At 35.0% G+C, this 17,544-nt stretch carries 19 protein-coding genes and 1 tRNA gene; 13 read left to right on the forward strand and 7 right to left on the reverse strand.

Going from position 1 to position 17,544, the window contains the following annotated elements:
• The first annotated feature begins 56 nt into the window (after window positions 1-56).
• On the forward strand, window positions 57-1,469 hold the full coding sequence (locus NK356_RS16195; protein ID WP_253317459.1) for an efflux transporter outer membrane subunit: 1,413 nt from the start codon (window positions 57-59) through the stop codon (window positions 1,467-1,469).
• Between the two features lie 330 nt (window positions 1,470-1,799).
• On the opposite strand, the gene miaA is transcribed toward NK356_RS16195, so the two are convergent.
• Entirely contained in the window at window positions 1,800-2,720 is a 921-nt protein-coding gene (miaA, locus tag NK356_RS16200) for a tRNA (adenosine(37)-N6)-dimethylallyltransferase MiaA (protein ID WP_034694938.1), read from the reverse strand.
• A gap of 290 nt (window positions 2,721-3,010) precedes the next feature.
• Here miaA and NK356_RS16205 point away from each other — a divergent pair, with 290 nt between their 5' ends.
• The 3 genes from NK356_RS16205 (at window position 3,011) to nadA (ending at window position 5,650) form a co-directional block, all read left to right on the forward strand.
• The gene (locus tag NK356_RS16205) at window positions 3,011-3,868 is read left to right on the forward strand and encodes a YicC family protein (protein WP_081906419.1); all 858 of its coding nucleotides are present in this window, start codon (window positions 3,011-3,013) and stop codon (window positions 3,866-3,868) included.
• An 86-nt stretch (window positions 3,869-3,954) separates the two neighbouring features.
• Window positions 3,955-4,521, forward strand: a complete 567-nt coding sequence (gene gmk / locus NK356_RS16210) for a guanylate kinase (protein ID WP_253317460.1) — start codon at window positions 3,955-3,957, stop codon at window positions 4,519-4,521.
• 109 nt (window positions 4,522-4,630) lie between these two features.
• Window positions 4,631-5,650, forward strand: coding sequence for a quinolinate synthase NadA (gene nadA / locus NK356_RS16215; protein ID WP_034694934.1), 1,020 nt, complete (start codon window positions 4,631-4,633; stop codon window positions 5,648-5,650).
• A 38-nt stretch (window positions 5,651-5,688) separates the two neighbouring features.
• Here the strand turns inward: nadA and NK356_RS16220 are convergent, their stop codons facing one another.
• The 5 genes from NK356_RS16220 to NK356_RS16240 are packed head-to-tail and all read right to left on the reverse strand — an operon-like array spanning window position 5,689 to window position 6,805.
• On the reverse strand, window positions 5,689-5,898 hold the full coding sequence (locus NK356_RS16220) for a hypothetical protein (RefSeq protein ID WP_034694933.1): 210 nt from the start codon (window positions 5,896-5,898) through the stop codon (window positions 5,689-5,691).
• 11 nt (window positions 5,899-5,909) lie between these two features.
• A complete protein-coding gene (locus tag NK356_RS16225) occupies window positions 5,910-6,113 on the reverse strand; it encodes a hypothetical protein (RefSeq protein ID WP_253317461.1) in 204 nt (67 codons plus the stop codon).
• Between the two features lie 30 nt (window positions 6,114-6,143).
• Entirely contained in the window at window positions 6,144-6,341 is a 198-nt protein-coding gene (locus NK356_RS16230) for a hypothetical protein (RefSeq protein WP_034694931.1), read from the reverse strand.
• 49 nt (window positions 6,342-6,390) lie between these two features.
• Complete coding sequence (locus tag NK356_RS16235) at window positions 6,391-6,561, reverse strand: hypothetical protein (protein ID WP_156106417.1); 171 nt, start codon at window positions 6,559-6,561, stop codon at window positions 6,391-6,393.
• 49 nt (window positions 6,562-6,610) lie between these two features.
• A complete protein-coding gene (locus NK356_RS16240) occupies window positions 6,611-6,805 on the reverse strand; it encodes a hypothetical protein (protein WP_034694929.1) in 195 nt (64 codons plus the stop codon).
• 333 nt (window positions 6,806-7,138) lie between these two features.
• On the opposite strand from NK356_RS16240, the gene thrA reads away from it, so the two are divergent.
• The 9 genes from thrA (at window position 7,139) to NK356_RS16285 (ending at window position 16,625) form a co-directional block, all read left to right on the forward strand.
• Window positions 7,139-9,586, forward strand: coding sequence for a bifunctional aspartate kinase/homoserine dehydrogenase I (thrA, locus tag NK356_RS16245; protein ID WP_253317462.1), 2,448 nt, complete (start codon window positions 7,139-7,141; stop codon window positions 9,584-9,586).
• A gap of 10 nt (window positions 9,587-9,596) precedes the next feature.
• On the forward strand, window positions 9,597-10,523 hold the full coding sequence (locus tag NK356_RS16250; protein ID WP_253317463.1) for a homoserine kinase: 927 nt from the start codon (window positions 9,597-9,599) through the stop codon (window positions 10,521-10,523).
• Window positions 10,524-10,538: 15 nt separating this feature from the next.
• Window positions 10,539-11,843, forward strand: a complete 1,305-nt coding sequence (gene thrC / locus NK356_RS16255) for a threonine synthase (protein ID WP_034694923.1) — start codon at window positions 10,539-10,541, stop codon at window positions 11,841-11,843.
• 4 nt (window positions 11,844-11,847) lie between these two features.
• Complete coding sequence (gene folB / locus NK356_RS16260) at window positions 11,848-12,216, forward strand: dihydroneopterin aldolase (protein WP_034694921.1); 369 nt, start codon at window positions 11,848-11,850, stop codon at window positions 12,214-12,216.
• Window positions 12,217-12,252: 36 nt separating this feature from the next.
• The gene (locus tag NK356_RS16265; protein WP_253317464.1) at window positions 12,253-13,617 is read left to right on the forward strand and encodes a DUF4403 family protein; all 1,365 of its coding nucleotides are present in this window, start codon (window positions 12,253-12,255) and stop codon (window positions 13,615-13,617) included.
• 29 nt (window positions 13,618-13,646) lie between these two features.
• Window positions 13,647-14,144: an RDD family protein gene (locus NK356_RS16270; protein WP_081906418.1), complete on the forward strand. Its 498-nt coding sequence runs from the start codon at window positions 13,647-13,649 to the stop codon at window positions 14,142-14,144.
• 58 nt (window positions 14,145-14,202) lie between these two features.
• Window positions 14,203-14,273, forward strand: a tRNA-Cys gene (locus NK356_RS16275).
• 93 nt (window positions 14,274-14,366) lie between these two features.
• Window positions 14,367-14,810 carry a CPBP family intramembrane glutamic endopeptidase gene (locus NK356_RS16280; RefSeq protein WP_253317465.1) on the forward strand — a complete coding sequence of 148 codons (444 nt, stop codon included), beginning with the start codon at window positions 14,367-14,369 and terminating at the stop codon, window positions 14,808-14,810.
• Window positions 14,811-15,791: 981 nt separating this feature from the next.
• On the forward strand, window positions 15,792-16,625 hold the full coding sequence (locus tag NK356_RS16285) for a glycosyltransferase family 2 protein (RefSeq protein WP_034694917.1): 834 nt from the start codon (window positions 15,792-15,794) through the stop codon (window positions 16,623-16,625).
• A 451-nt stretch (window positions 16,626-17,076) separates the two neighbouring features.
• On the opposite strand, the gene NK356_RS16290 is transcribed toward NK356_RS16285, so the two are convergent.
• A complete protein-coding gene (locus NK356_RS16290) occupies window positions 17,077-17,517 on the reverse strand; it encodes a hypothetical protein (RefSeq protein ID WP_253317466.1) in 441 nt (146 codons plus the stop codon).
• Window positions 17,518-17,544 lie beyond the last annotated feature (27 nt).

Consider the following 17,544-nt stretch of genomic DNA (forward strand, 5'->3'; position numbering starts at 1 on the left):
TTTTTGCCTCAACAGAAACCTCTCTAAGTTTTGTATTCAATTAAAAGTTTAAAACTATGAAAAGAGTTAAAAATATTATTCTAACATTTGTGCTGGCCATCGGCTCTGTTTCGTGTGTGTCTAAACTGGCATACACGGAGCCTGAGCTTCCTCTTCCGGAAAAGTTCCAGTACACCGCAACTGCAGACACTGCCAGCATAGCCAATCTGGAGTGGAAACAGTTTTTCAACGATCCTATTTTACAGGGATTGATTGAAAAAGGAATTAAAAATAATTATGACCTTCAGATTGCCCTCAAGCAGGTAGCTGCTTCACAGGAAAAACTGAAACAGGCAAAATATATGCAATATCCGGACGTTGGTTTCGGAGTAAGCGGACAGATTTCAAGACCTTCCAAAAACAGTATGAATGGACAAAGCTTAAATTTATTTTTAGGTTCAAGCCATGTTGAAGATTATAATGCAGCCTTCAACCTTTCATGGGAAGCTGACATTTGGGGAAAGATCAAAAACCAGCAGGAAGTTTCAAGAATGCAGTATCTTCAGACGTATGAAGGTTCAAAAGCAGTTCAGACTCAGGTAGTAGCAGCCATTGCGCAGGGATATTATAACCTGTTGATGCTTGACAGACAATTAGCGATTGCAAAATCCAATCTGGAACTGAGCAGCAATACTCTGATGATTACCCAAAAAATGTGGGAAAGTGGTGATAACACTTCCTTAGGAGTACAGCAGGCTGCAGCACAGAAACAGGCTACAGAACTTCTGATTGCCCAACTTGAACAGAATATCGCTATTCAGGAAAATGCATTGAGTATTCTGACAGGTGAACTGCCTAATAAAGTAAACAGAACCATTGAAATGTCTGATACTTCATTACCTCAGAATATTACAGCAGGACTGCCGGCAGCTATGGTAAGCCGCAGACCGGATGTTCGCCAGCAGGAATTGGTTTTATTAGAATCCAATGCGATGGTAGGAATTGCTCAGGCCAATATGTATCCGGCACTGAAGATTACAGCTAACGGAGGAGTCAATTCATTTAAAATTGACAACTGGTTCCAAATTCCGGCTTCGTTATTCGGATCGGTTTTAGGAGGAATTACTCAGCCTATTTTCCAGAAAAGACAATTGAAGACAGATCTTGCAGTAGCAAAAATTCAAAGAGAAAGAAATGTTCTGGCATTCCGTCAATCGGTATTGAACGCTGTGGGAGAAATTTCTGATGCTTTGGTTTCCAATGAAAACTTAAAAGTTCAGGAACAGAAAGCCACAGAGCAATCTACCACGTTGAAAGACGGAATTAAAAGTGCACAACTTCTTTACAAAGGAGGTTCAGCCAATTACCTGGAAGTGATTACAGCACAGGGGAACTCCCTACAGGCAGAGTTGAATCTGGCTTCCATTAAAAGACAGAGATTAAGCAGCATTGTAGATTTATACAGAGCTTTAGGCGGCGGTTGGAAGTAGTAAATTAAATTATATTTGTTTTAAGATGCGGTTCTTTTCAGAGCCGCATTTTTTTATGATTTTATTGATGAAATGAATGATCATCGAACCATTAAGAACATTTAAGTTGCTAAGTTTAATTAAGAAAAATCAAATAGATTTTTAAGACAATACTTGATAAAGGCAAGTTAAAAGCAGTCTGCTTGTCATTCTGACGAAGGAAGAATCTCTTTAATTGTTACTGAGATTCTTCACTCCACTTTGTTCCATTCAGAATAACAAACTAAGCGCTTAGTTTTCCCGCACACTGTGTCATTTCGTAGGAATCTCTATTTTAAAAGCTGGAAGCAATTATTTTTCAAACTCCTCCGCAAGCCATTTCAGTAAATCTTCGTAGTCCTTTTCAGAATATCCTAATTGCAAATAATGAATATCATCAGCCTTTCTGTACCATGTCAATTGGCGTTTTGCATACCTTCGGCTGTTCTTTTTAATTTCTGAAACCGCAAAATCAAGATCCCACTCTCCATCAAAATATTTAAAAAGTTCCGCATAACCTACCGTATTTAAAGCCGTCAGTTCTTTGAATTTTTCAAGACCTTTTACCTCATCCAGCAAGCCTTTCTCCATCATAATATCCACCCTGCGGTTGATTCTGTCGTACAGCTCTTCTCTTGGAGCTTCAATTCCGATTCTGATTACATTAAAATCCCTTCCATTTTGAGAAACCGAAATATGTTCAGAATATTTTTTATCCGTTTGCCAGATAATATCAATGGCTCTCAATAGTCTGCGGTGATTGTGAATATCCACCACATTGAAATATTCAGGATCAAGTTCTTTTAAGATTTCCTGAAGTTTTTCAATTCCCTCCTGCTCCATCATATTTTGAAGCTTCTCCTGGTTTTCAGCATTGGCTTCCGGAAGATCATGCAGACCTTCTATCACAGCTTTTTCATACATCATGCTACCTCCAACAAGAATGACAGTATCGTGATTTATAAAAAGTTCATTAAGCTTTTGAAGAGCATCTTCTTCATACTGACCTATAGAATAATATTCTTCCACTGAAAGATTTCCGATAAAATGATGAGGTGCATCCGCCAACTCCTCTTCTGAAGGAGCAGCCGTTCCTATTTTCATTTCTTTAAAAAACTGACGGGAATCACAGGAAATAATCTCCGTATTGAAATGTTGAGCCAAATCAATTGCCAATTTCGTTTTCCCAATTCCGGTGGGGCCTACTACAGAAATTAAATTTTTCTTTTTCACAGCGCTAATTTACGAAAACGAGTTTATTTGAATTTTTATTTTTAAATACAAAAAACTACGGATTGTTTTGAACCATTAAGGATATTTAAGTTGTTAAGTTTAATTAAGAAAAAATCCAATAGATTTTTCGTAAGCATTATGCTAAAAGCGAAGCTCATCTTAATATTCTTACCTTCTTCATTAAAATCTTAATGGTTCAAAATAAAATTAAATACCCATAACGTATGTTGAAGTTTCATGGTATTATATTATACACTTAAATGTTTATCTTTGTAGAACAATAAAAAACTATGATTTTATCAATGACCGGATTCGGCAGAGCCGAAGATGTTTTTGAAGGAAAAAAAATTACAATTGACATTAAATCTCTGAATAGCAAGAGCTTTGATTTAAATATTAAAATTCCTTTACGTTATAAAGAAAAAGAATTTGAAATCAGAAAAATTCTTAACGATAGAATTATCCGTGGAAAAGTAGACTGCTACGTTAATATTGAGAATCTTGAAGAGTCCAATGATGTAAAAATTAATAAAAACTTAATTGACTCTTATATCAATGAACTTAAAAACATAGCTTCTGACGGTCCCAATTTCGAATACCTTAAAATGGCGGTAAGACTTCCTGATGCCATCACATCCAGACCTGACGAATTGACGGAAGGTGAATGGGAAGCTTTGGCTAAGATTGTCAATAATGCCGTAGACAGATTCGAAGAATTCAGAAGAACTGAAGGTAGTATTTTACACGAAGAATTAAACAGAAATATTCAGAATATTGACAAATACCTTGGTGAAGTAATTCCTTTTGAAGAAGAAAGAATTGTCAGCGTGAAAGAGCGTTATCAGAAATCTTTGAAAGAATTTGAAAACGTTGATGAAACACGTTTCTACCAGGAGATGGCCTATTTTACAGAAAAGCTTGATATTTCTGAAGAAAAAGTAAGACTTGGCCAGCACCTGAAATATTACAAAGAAGTAATGGACAATGAATCTTTCAATGGAAAAAAACTGGGCTTTATTTCTCAGGAAATTGGAAGAGAAATCAATACTCTAGGTTCTAAAGCCAATCATGCAGAAATCCAGAAACTGGTGGTGATGATGAAAGATGACCTTGAAAAAATTAAAGAACAAACGTTAAACGTATTGTAATGATAGCTACGAGGTACGAGATGCGTGGTTACCATTTCTAAAAAAGAAACCCGCAACTCGAACCCCGTAACCCGAAACCAAAAAAAATGGATAAAGTAATTATATTTTCAGCACCATCAGGGAGCGGAAAAACTACACTGGTAAAGCATTCACTGGAAACATTTCCTGAGCTGGAATTTTCAATCTCATGTACAACGAGACAACCGAGAGGAAGTGAAGTTCATGCAGTAGATTATCATTTTCTGACACCAGATGAGTTCAGACAGAAAATTTCTGAAGATGCTTTTGTAGAATATGAAGAAGTATATACTGACAAATATTACGGTACTTTAAAATCTGAAGTAGAAAAAATCTGGAATCAGGGAAAAGTAGTTATTTTTGATGTAGATGTAAAAGGAGGAATTTCTTTAAAAAAATATTTTGGTGAAAAGGCACTGTCTATTTTTATAGAACCGCCTTCCATTGAAGAATTGGAACGAAGATTGATCTCCAGAAATACAGATGATGCAGAAACCATAAAAACCCGTGTAGCAAAGGCAGAAGAAGAAATGACCTACGCCAGCGAGTTTGACAAGATCGTAATTAATGAAGATCTTGATGCAGCTAAAAAAGAAATAGAAAGTTTAATAAAAAGTTTTATAGAAAGAAACTAGAAGTTAGAAATTAGAAGTTAGTTTTTTAGTGTCAGGAAAATTATCCTCATGTTATACTAACCTCTAGTTTCTAATCTCTAACTTCTGTAAAAGAAAAATTGAGGTTGATATGAGTACCGAAACATTAGAAAAAGCTAAATCTGCAATTCCTGTCAGAGGATTTCTGGATATAAAAGATATTGCTATTCCTCAGGGAGAAGAATTGGTGAAAGCCATTCTGAAGCTTAAAGAGGAGAAAAACGCTGTTATTCTTGCCCATTATTACCAGCCCGGAGAAATTCAGGATATCGCTGATTTTCTAGGAGATTCTTTACAGCTGGCAAGACAGGCAAAAGACACCAATGCTGACATGATTGTATTCTGTGGAGTCCATTTCATGGCAGAAGCCGCTAAAATTCTGAATCCAACTAAAAAAGTAGTTCTTCCTGATACCATGGCTGGATGCTCTCTGGCAGACGGTTGTTCCGGAGAAGGACTGAGAAAAATGCGTGAGCAGCACCCGAATGCTTTAATTGCCACTTACATCAACTGTAATGCAGAAACAAAAGCAGAAAGTGATATCATCGTTACAAGCTCCAATGCTGAAACAGTAATTGAAGCCCTTCCAAAAGACAGACCAATTATTTTCGCACCAGATAAAAACCTTGGAAGATATTTATCTAAAAAAACAGGTCGTGATATGATCCTTTGGGATGGAAGCTGTGTAGTACACGAAGCATTTTCAATGGAAAGAATTGCCCAGCAATTGGCAGACAATCCGGATGCAAAACTGATTGCACACCCTGAAAGTGAAGAAGCAGTATTAAAACTGGCTCATTTCATCGGTTCCACTTCTGCTCTGTTAAACTATGTAGAAAAAGATGACTGTCAAAAATTCATCATTGCTACTGAGGAAGGAATTCTTCACGAAATGAGAAAACGCGCTCCTCACAAGGAACTGATTCCTGCATTGGTTTTTGATGAAAGCTGTAACTGTTCAGAATGTTTCTATATGAAACGTAATACAATGGAAAAGCTGTATTTATGTATGAAATATGAGCTTCCTGAAATTCTTATCGACGAAGAATTAAGATTAAAAGCATTGAAACCTATTGAAGCCATGCTTGATCTTTCTAAAAGTATAAAATAATTGAAAAGCACTGTTTTTACACAGTGCTTTTTTTATTTTTAGTCAGCAGTAATTGCAACAAAGCAATCCATGCTTACCACGACACACATTCTGCAGTTTTCAGACAGATTCCAATAGGCCTCGCACGAAGGATCACTGGAAGAGCCTGGTCCAAAAACCAGATGAGTAGGACAACCATCACATCTGGAAATAGCTGATCCATTCACCTGCTCCAAATCTCTCCTGCTTAATTTTTTAATTGTTTTCATATTTTAAAATTTTAAGACACTCCTCCATCTACACATGACATATCAACAATCACGCACATTTTACAACGATCGGGAAGCATTTGAAAAGCCTCACAAGGAGCATCGCCAGGATTATTTCCGTAAGTAGTATTCTTAGGACATCCTGTGCATGTAACAGGACCTGCTCCCTGCAATGTTTGAAGTTCTTTTCTGTTTAATTTCTTTAAATTTTTCATAGTTGTTTTAATTAATTTTTGATTTTTTTACTAAGCTTCTAAAATTGGGCAGCTACCCGGGATGGATGGATCATACGGGAAAAGATAAAGACAAACTTTACGTCCTTTAAAATCTGTACATACCGCACAGCCTTTTGGTCCACAGTCAAGATCTACAGCGCACTCGTCTCCTCCTCCTCCCATAATAGCTCTTAAGCTTTCTCTGTTTAATTTTTTTGAATTTCTCATAGTAATTAAGTTTGATTAAGATGTATTGAAATAATTAAATCTTATCTTATTATAACATAGGTGCATAACAAGTACCTCCCGGCTTTAGCCAGCATCCCCACTTTCCACCTCCGCGGAAACAGACAAATTGCTCACCTCCGCATGCTTCAATCTGAATATCAGTGAAACCACCCTTGATATTTTTTTGATCTTCTCTTGATAATTTCTTGATTGTTTTCATAGTGTAATAATTTTAGTATTCTGTAATAACAATAAATTGATCATGTAAATCAGTAAGGGCCGAAGCATTCAAAGCTTACTAACACTCTTCCTTTACAGCACTCCGGTAATGCATAATAATCAGCACATGATCTTGGTTCACCAGGTCCGTAGGGTCCGGCAGGACAATTCTCAAAACAGTTATTCACATCTCCTCCACTGATTGATTTCAGATTTACTCGGTTTAATTTCTTTAAATTTTTCATAATTATTTCGTTATGAGTTAACATTATAAATGTAAGATTTTTAATCAATTACACCAAATATATCTCTTAAAAAGGAAATATATTTTATGATGTTAAACACTTGCCTGTTTCAAAATAATTTGTACATTTGTTCTGTTACAATGAATCTTTTAAGAAACATATCTGATATTTCTACCCTGAAATCACTTATTTCAGGCATATCTTCTGTTTCTACATTCACAACTACAACAATTACCCCATAACGGGGTAGATTTTCACATATTATTTCCGGTACCCGTACTCTTTTTTTAAAGAGTAATCATTTCTATTTGCCCAACTTCAAAAAAATAATTGATGAAAGTTTTAAAATTCGGCGGAACATCAGTCGCCCATTCTCAGAATATCTTACTGGTGAAAAAAATAATAAAAAGAGAATCTTTAAAAAGCAGGGTTGTTGTTATTGTTTCAGCACTTCACGGTGTTACTGACCAACTGATCAAAGCAGCAGAATATGCTTCTGTAAAAGATGAAAATTATATTCAAACAGTTCAGAATCTTGAAGAAAAACATATCAGTCTGGTAAAAGAACTTTTCCCAATCTCAGAACAAAGTTCATGGTTAAGTTTCGTAAAAAAACATTTCAATGATATCGAAGAGCTCTGCACAGGAATTGCAGTTCTTGGTGAATTAACAGACAGAATTAAAGATAAAATTGCTTCTTACGGAGAATTTATGTCTTCAAATATTATTGCAGCAAGACTTCAACAAGAAAAATCAGACTGCGTATGGATGAATTCTGCAGAGCTGATCAGAACAGACAGTAATTTTACTCATGCAAAAGTAGATTTTAAATGTACGGATAGCAATATTGCTAATTTCCTGAATAAAACCCCCAACCGCATTATTTTAGGTCCTGGGTTTATCGCTCATGATGAAAAAAATAATACAACCACATTAGGAAGAGGCGGTTCCGATTATACGGCTTCTATTATTGCAGCTTCTATTGATGCAGAAGAACTTCAGATCTGGACAGATGTAAGCGGGATGATGACCGCTGATCCACGTCTGGTTTCCAATGCTAAACCTATTTCAGAAATTTCTTATCATGAAGCGATGGAACTATCACATTTTGGAGCAAAAGTGCTTTATCCACCTTCCATTCAGCCTGTGATGGTAAAAAATACAAACCTGATCATCAAGAATACTTTTGATCCGGATGCGCCAGGAACTTTAATTTCTCATCAACGGAGATCTTCCGAAGATGAAAAGCAGATTGCAGTAGGAATTTCAAACATGAACAATATTGCCCTGCTTACCCTTGAAGGCAGTGGAATGGTAGGAATACCCGGAATTTCAGCAAAATTATTTCAATGCTTAAGTCATGAAAAAATAAATGTAATCCTTATTACACAAGGATCTTCAGAGCATTCTATCACCATTGCTATTGAAGAAAAAGAAGTTTTGCGTGCCGAATATGCCATCAACTCTTCTTTTGCAGATGATATTAACCTGAAGAGAGTGTATCCTGTAAAAATTGAAACAGGACATTCCATTGTGGCTCTGGTAGGAGAAAATATGAAAAGCAGAAGTGGTGTGAGTGCAAAAATGTTTGGATGTCTCGGAAATAATGGGATCAATATTAGAGCAATTGCTCAGGGATCTTCAGAAAGAAATATCAGCATTGTGATTTCAGAAAAGGATAGTAAAAAAGCAGTTAACGTGCTTCATGAAGAATTTTTTGAATCTGAAATAAAGCAAATCCATCTGTACATCTGTGGAACAGGAAATGTAGGTTCAAAACTGATCCAGCAGATTTATAGCCAAAATGATTATTTAAAAGAAAACTTTTTGATCAACCTGAGAATTGCAGGGATGTCCAATAGCCGTCATATGCTGTTTTCAGATCAGGGAATATCAAAGGACAGCTATGCTAACTGGGAACAATATGGTGAAAAAGCCTCTGCCAGAGAATTTGCAGATGAAATTATCCGCAGAAATCTTAGAAATTCGGTTTTCGTTGATGTAACGGCAAGCGCTGACATTCCTGAAGTGTATGAAAGCTTATTAAAAAGAAGTGTGAACCTCGTAGCCTGTAATAAAATTGCAGCTTCTTCAGATTTCAAAAAGTATAAAACTTTAAAAAATACTGCAAGAAATCACAGCTGTAATTTCTATTTTGAAACCAATGTAGGAGCGGGGCTTCCGGTAATAGGAACCATTAATGATCTTATCAAAAGTGGAGACCGAATTCAATCTATTAAGGCTGTATTGAGCGGAACATTGAATTTTGTATTTAATGAGTATGATGGCAGCAGAACGTTCTCCGAAGTAGTAGCTCAGGCTCAGAAGGAAGGATATACAGAGCCGGATCCAAGACTTGATCTGTCCGGAAAAGATGTAGCAAGAAAAATTTTAATTCTGGCAAGAGAGGCAGGATATCCGCTTCAGTTTGAGGAAATTGAAAATATAAGTTTTCTGCCTGAAGAATGCATGCAGGGAAGTGTTGAAAACTTCTACGAAAAGCTTACAGAGTATGAAGATCATTTTAAAAACTTATTGATTAAAGCTAAAAACGAAGACAAAATATTAAAATATGTCGCAGAATTTGAAGACGGAAAAGCTAAAGTAGGGCTACAGCATATTGCTCCGGATAGTGACCTGTTTCACTTATATGGAAAGGACAATATTGTCATTTTTAAAACTCTAAGATATTCAGAACAGCCATTGGTTGTAAAAGGAGCCGGTGCCGGCGCAGATGTAACGGCAAGTGGAGTTTTTGCAGATATTATCCGTTCTATTTAAAAATACAATTATGAAAAAAGTAAAATTAAAAGTACCGGCCACTGTTGCCAATCTGGTTTGCGGATTTGATATTTTAGGAATGGCTATGCACGATCCTTATGATGAGATGGAATTCCGATTACTGGAAACCCCAGAAATTATTATAAAACATACAGATTCTTTCGGACTTCCTGAAGAGCCTTCCAGCAATGTTGCCGGTATTGTTCTCTTAAAAATTCAGGAATATTTTAATCTGAAAAATGGTTTTGAAGTCATTATCCATAAGCATATAAAGCCTGGAAGCGGGCTCGGCTCCAGTGCGGCAAGTGCCGCCGGAGCCGCCATTGGTGCCAATGTGTTATTAGGAAACAAACTTTCCAAAGAGGAAATGGTTCATTTTGCCATGTTTGGAGAAGAGCTGGCTTCAGGAGTAAGGCATGCAGATAACATAGCTCCCTGTATTTATGGAGGAATTACGCTGGTAAAATCTACCAACCCCATTGATATCATTCCTCTGAACAGTCCTGATTTATTTGCAACGGCCGTACATCCGCAGGTGGAAGTTAAAACTTCAGATGCCAGACAGATTTTAAAGAAAAATATCACTTTAAAAAGCGCTGTTGAACAATGGGGAAATATAGCTGGGCTCGTAGCCGGGATTCAGAAGAATGACTTCGCTTTGATTGGCAGAAGTTTAAACGATGTCATTATTGAACCTGTGCGAAGTATATTGATACCAAAATTTAACGAAATCAAAGAAAAAAGCTTGCAATTAGGAGCTTTAGGTGGTGGAATTTCCGGATCTGGACCTTCTATTTTTATGCTGTCTGAACAAAAAGAAACCGCAGAAAAAATTGCCCAAATGATGAAATCAGTATATGATGAAATTGAAATAGAAAGTTTTGTATATGTTTCAAAAATAAATCCGGCTGGTATTCAAATCATTGAAGAAGCTTAATCATAAAAAACAAAAATGAAATATTATAATTTAAAAGACCATCTGGAAAAAATTAATTTCAGAGAGGCAACCATAAAAGGTCAGGGAAAAGAAAAAGGGTTGTTCTTTCCTGAAAACATTCCCCGGTTTAATGAAGAATTTATTCAAAATCTTCATCAGTATTCCAATGAGGAAATCGCATATCAATGCATGAAAGATTTTGTAGGAGATGAAATTCCTTCGGAAATACTCAAAGAAATTGTAGCAGAAACCGTGAGTTTTGAGATTCCTTTAGAAAAAATTAATGAGCAGATATCCATATTAGAACTGTTTCATGGCCCTACTCTAGCTTTTAAAGATATTGGTGCGAGATTTATGAGCCGTTGCCTGTCTTATTTTCTGAAAGATCAGCAGAAAAAAGTAACTGTTCTTGTTGCCACTTCCGGAGATACCGGAGGCGCTGTTGCCCATGGATTTTATAAAATTCCGCAGATTAATGTAGTTATTTTGTATCCTAAAAACAGGGTAAGTCCGGTTCAGGAGAAGCAGCTGACCGCATTGGGAGAAAATATTTCAGCATTAGAAGTCAATGGCAGTTTTGATGATTGTCAGAATCTTGTCAAGCAGGCTTTTTCAGATGAAGAAATCAACAGTCAGTTATTTTTGACGTCTGCCAATTCTATCAACGTGGCAAGATGGCTTCCCCAGCAGATTTATTATTTAATAGCATTAAAACAATGGATTCAGCAGCATAAAGAACATCCTGTAATCTGTGTACCAAGTGGTAATTTCGGAAATATCTGTGCCGGACTTCTGGCTCATTTCAGAGGATTGTCTGCCAGTCATTTTATTGCGGCCTGTAATGCCAATCATGTAATTCCGGATTATTTTACAACTCAGAACTACCAACCACAAAAAGCGATTGCTACGCTATCCAATGCGATGGATGTAGGAGACCCTAGTAATTTTGTACGAGTTCTGGAGCTTTTCGGGCATCAGTTTGAAACAGTAAAAAATAAAATTTCTGCCTATTCCATTGATGATGATGAAACAATGAAAACAATAAGTAAAGTTTATGAAAAATACGGATATATTCTGGAACCTCACAGTGCCGTAGCCTTTGCTTCAATGGAAAAATATCTGCAGGAAAATCCAGATCAAAAAGGATTTATCCTGGGTACTGCTCATCCTGTAAAATTCCCTGATGCAGTGGAAAAAGCGATTCATACTCAGATTGAAATTCCTGAATCATTGAAGGAACTCATGAAAAAGGAGAAAAAAACTGTAGAAATAAATTCAGATTTTGAAGAATTAAGACGATTTTTGCTTCATAAAATCTGATGCAATGAGCAAAATATATCTTGAAGATGTAAGAATATATGCGTACCATGGTGTACTTCCTGAAGAAAATATCATCGGTACCTATTATATTCTGAATGCAGAACTTCATACCGATCTGTGGAAAGCAGCCACTTCCGACGATTTGCATGACACCATAAGTTATGCAGATATCAATGATATCCTTCACGGTGAAATGAAAATAAAATCCAAATTACTGGAACATGTAGCAGGAAGAATCATCACAAAAATTCATGACAGCTTTCCACAGGTTGATTATATTAAATTAAAAATCACCAAAACAGCTCCACCTATGCAGGGAGAAATGAAAGGTGCCAGCATTGAGTTGGAAAAAAGCTTTAAACCGGAAAATTAAAATCCTTATTTTCGTTTCATTAAAAAAACATACAAATTGAAATTCGTTAAAATATTATTTTTAGTAGCGGGAATCAGCATTTTTGGCCAGGCCGGCGTTGATAATCAGTTGGCGGCTTATAACTTTCCGAAGATCAGATCCAGTATTACAATGCCTGTAACCATTCCCCTTTCGGAACTGAGCAATATGATCAATGCTTCCGTGAAAGATCTTGTATATCAGGATGATTCTTATACAGACAATAACAATGATCAGTTTAAGGTAAAAGTTTGGAAGACCAGACCTATCCGCCTTGTAGGAGGAACCAGCCAGAATCTGCTGATTGAAGTTCCTTTAAAAATATGGGCAGAAAAAGGAATTGGTACATTAGGAGTATATACCTATCAAAATACTACTTTCGAAACGGTAATGTCTTTCAATACCACCGTTACTTTTAAAAATAACTGGACCATTACTACGAATACCAGGCCCAATGGCTTCAGATGGGTAACAAAACCTGTTCTGGACTATGGAAGAATACAGATTCCTATTACTACCATTGTTGAAAAAAGTTTAAAGGAGCAACAGGAAAAATTCTGTAAAACTATTGATCAGCAAATGGCTACACAGCTGAATTTCCAGCAATATGCCTTAATGGCCTGGAATACTTTCCTTCAGCCCTTCAATATTTCTGAAGAATATAATACATGGCTGAAAGTAAGCCCTGTGGGAGTCAATATCACTCCTTTGAAATTTTATGGAAATCAGATCAATGCTACCCTTGGTGTAGATATTTTTTCTGAAACTTTTACAGGAAATAAACCTGCCGCTTCTTCACCAGTAACCAGTGTTGCCAATTTTAATACAACACCTACAGTTGCTGACAAATTTATTCTGCAGACGACAGCCAATATTCCTTTTACAGAAGCGAGTAATATGGCGAGAAAAACTTTCCTGAATAAGGAATTTGATATTCGCGACTCCAAAGTAAAAGTAACAGATATCAGAGTGTACGGTGTTGATGACAGAGTAGTTATTGAGGCTCAAACTGATGGTTATATCAAAGGAACTTCTATTATTTCAGGAATTCCGGTGTATGACGAAACAAAAAGAAAAATTGTTTTATCAGAAACCAAATTCAAACTGAAAACTACCAATATTCTTCAGAAAACAGCTTCTCTCCTGTTTCAGGGGAAAATCGTAAAAATGATTGAAGAAGAATATGGTATCCCAACTCAGGAACTGGAAGAAACTTCAAGAAAAAGTATCGAAGAAGCTTTCAACAAAGAATATTATAAAGGATTAAAGATGAATGGAAAAGTTTTCAATCTTAAACCTAGTAAAATTCTGCTCAGCAATACAGGTATTACAGCGGTTATTGATACAAACGCCTCCTTAAAGCTACTTGTGAACGGATTTTAAAGACTAAATTAAAAAACTAATAACTGACTATGAAAAGAATTCTAAATGTTGTTGAATACAATAAAGCCTCGTCATGGACAAGGCTTGCTAATAATTTACTCGATCTTATCGTAATATATGCTATTAATTATCTCCTCTCTATTATGTTTAATTTACTGTATGAAGTAACTTCAATTGAGTTTTTCTACTTCTATAGTAATGGAAATATAATATGGCAGCTCTTTATTGGAAATTTCAATTATTGTGTGTATTACTTTTTGATGGAAAACTTTTTAGATGGAAGAACCGTTGCAAAGTATATTACCGGAACCAAAGTAATCAGTACAGACGGTACAAAGCCAACTACCCAGCAAATTTTTTACAGAAGTCTTTCCAGAATTGTTCCTTTTGATGGGATATCATTTCTTGGTGTAAACGGATGGCATGACAGCTGGAGTGATACAAGGGTAATTAACATCAAAAATTATCAGGCTGAGATTCAAGCAAAAAGAGAAATTGAAGATCTTGGAAAGAAAGAAATTGCTTAAAAACTTTTGTTCATAAAGAAATTTTACTATATTTGCACACCTCAAAAATGGTAAAAATGGTACTTTGGCCGAGCGGCTAGGCAGTGGTCTGCAACACCATCTACAGCGGTTCGAATCCGCTAGGTACCTCAAAAAAAACCTCTAAGTTATTTAGAGGTTTTTTTGTTTTTATACTTTCAGCTTTTTTAATATTCCATTCTTTTTTATTATCAATATTTACGCATGAAAAAATTACTATTCTTCTTCATCATTTCATTTTCTCTTGCTCTGTTGAATGGATATTTTTTTAATTATATAAATGATATCTATTTTCATTTCGATGTCAATCAAAGTAGGTACAACAATATTTCGAAAGAAGAATTAAACTTCATCGCAATATTTATCGCTCCTTTTCTGGAGACTTTTCTATTTCAATATCTCCCTTACCTGGTTTTAAGCAAATGGATGAGAATCAATAATAGAATACTCTGCATAATCATTATGAGCAGTATTTTTGCCTCTATGCATTATTATAATGGGCTGTATATTGCTATGACATTCTTCGGCGGTATTATTTTAAATAATCTTTACATCTATTACAACAAACACGCCTACCAATACAGTTTTATTCTAACAGTACTTTTCCACGGGCTATTCAATCTTTATGGCTTTTTATTCATAATGTAATATACTATTCATAAAAAAAAGCTCTTCCAGATCAAAGAAGAGCTTGATAAATAATGTAAAAAGTAATGATGGATAGAAAATTATCTCGTTCAAAAATAGAAGTTTGATCCAACACACTTTTATGAGTAGCGTCATATCAGGATAAAAAAAATCCCCGGAAATTCCGAGGATAAAAACTAATAACCATGAAAACTCAAATTAAACATGAGTTACATTTCTATATTGAAAAATCGTGCCAAGAATAACGATTTTGAGAAAAAAAGTCATTTTCTTGTTGTGGCACCATTTTCACCAATTCAACATTTAAAACAGATTTTACTGATACCTTAAAAACCTCTTCATAATTACCTTTAATAGTTTCAGATAAATCCAATGCTCGGGCAAAAGTATTAAAAAAAAAATAATTTACATTTTAATAAAATAAAATTTACATTCAGGACATAAAAAAATTTAAAAGAGCTGATCTGCCATAAAAAGTATTTTCAATAACAAATTGGCACACTCGCTACATCCGTCAGAAAAATATTAATCATGACACAAAAAAGTTATGAAAAATTCCATGAAGATCAACATAAAATATCATATAAATCCTTTATATAAAAAGCCCCCAGAAATGGAGGCCTCAAAAAACACAAATGATGAAAAAAAATTTTATATCAGAGATAAAAATTATTTTATCTATTAATTCTTAGCCAAAGATATACCAGTCTTTTTTTTTATTTTATGAGTATAATCATAAAATTATTATTTCTTTTAAATACCGAATTCTCAGGCCATCTACTTTATTTCTCAAAAAAAGACAATAATCAAAATCTATATGATTATATTTCTTAGTGTTGGTGAAATATCTTATTCTTAAAAAAGCACAACACACTTCACAGTGTGCTAAATATAAGAAAAAAATACTAGATATATAATGATTGAGATTATATTTTCAGTATATATTATTTTATAATTTTACACTATTAATTCAAAAAGACCGTGACAAATTTTTCTATACTTATAGCAAACTATAATAATGGAAAGTATTTCAAGGAGTGCTATCATTCATTAATCAATCAAACCTATGAAAACTGGGAGGTAATTATTATTGATGATGCCTCTACAGACGATTCGGTTGAGATTATAGAGTCTCTGATCAAAAATGACTCCCGTTTTAAGCTTTATCATAATGCCCTTAATGAAGGCTGTGGATCTACGAAAGCCAAATGCATGAAATATGCTCAGGGAGATTTATGTGCATATCTTGACCCTGATGATGCTCTTCATCCTGAGGCACTGGAAAAAGTAGCGCTGGAATTTGTGAACAGAGATGATCTTGCTGCCATATATTCTCAAATGATACTTTGCAACGAGAACCTTGTTCCGGAAAAAATTTATACGGGTACTAAACAAATTTATAACAATCGTTATTTCTTCAACTACCCTATTCAGTTTGCCCACTTTTTCACCTTTAAAAGAGAGGTTTATTTAAGAACGACAGGAATTAATCCCAATCTGAAAAATGCGGTAGACCAGGATCTTTATCTGAAAATACTGGAACAGGGAGAAGTAAAATACCTCAAAGAACCTTTGTATCTCTACAGACTGCATTCCAATGGAATTTCTCAGGATAAAGCAAAACAAAGTGCAAAAGAATCTTTTGCAAGAATAATCCATGAAACGATGCAAAGACGAGGAATAAAAACCATTAACCACAAAATCGTTCCTGAGGTTTTCACCAGTTCAAATGAAATTTTTAATCTTCTGAATTACCAGACCAACAGAATGCATCGCATCATTAGCAAAATAAAAGTTACCTTAGATAATATATAAATAAAAGGCTGTTCTATTTGAGCAGCCTTTTATTATAAAATATGGAATGAAAATGTTTGTAATAAAAGTATCAGTTTTTGAACAATTATTATATGCGTAAAATCATAAAAAGCATTCAAAAGAAAAGGCCTCCTGACGGAGGCCTAAAAAACACAAATGATGAAAAAAATCTATTTAGAAAAATCCAAACAGAATATTGTAGAATCATTCAGCATGACTAATATATTTTACATTTTCTAAACAGAAAATGTAACCCAATATCACAACAGAAGAATGAATACTTTCTATAAGAATCAAGCTGCCTCGCTGAAGACTATCAAAAATAATTTGCATTACAAAATGCTTTATAGGTTATATTTAATCTAAAAACCATATATAATTATTGAATGATGGAAACATCTTCATCTCTGGAATGGGTAAATTTAGCTAAATATTTGTTTGCTCACAAGGCTTATTCTTCCCAAATAATCGGAATATATACGGTGATATATCCATCAGAATCTACCTGTGCATCAGAAACTGTTGCAACTACTGTTCCATAGCCAACCCATCCTCCCTGTCCCTGCATTGCAGAAAAAATATAGGTTCCTGCAGGAAGCGCATCATAATATTGTGGAACAGATTGAAATCCACCACCATAATAAGTATCATACACTTCTCCAGTCGTCATATTTTCAGCAAGGAAACTTCCTACATCATAATTTCCTGAAAGAATTTTTGTTCCGTTTTTTGAAAGAAGACCATAACGAATCTTATAGGTCTGAGTTTCGGGTGTTTTGTCAGCTATTTCTGAACTGACTTTATGTGGTTCTGCTATTTCCCTGGAGGAAAAAGAGGTAGCAACAGTCAGCAATCCTATCAATGCTGATACTGTAAAAATTGATTTTTTCATATTAAAAAGTAATTTGGTATTCAAAAA

The sequence above is a fragment of the Chryseobacterium sp. S0630 genome (assembly GCF_024158915.1).
GTDB lineage: Bacteria > Bacteroidota > Bacteroidia > Flavobacteriales > Weeksellaceae > Chryseobacterium.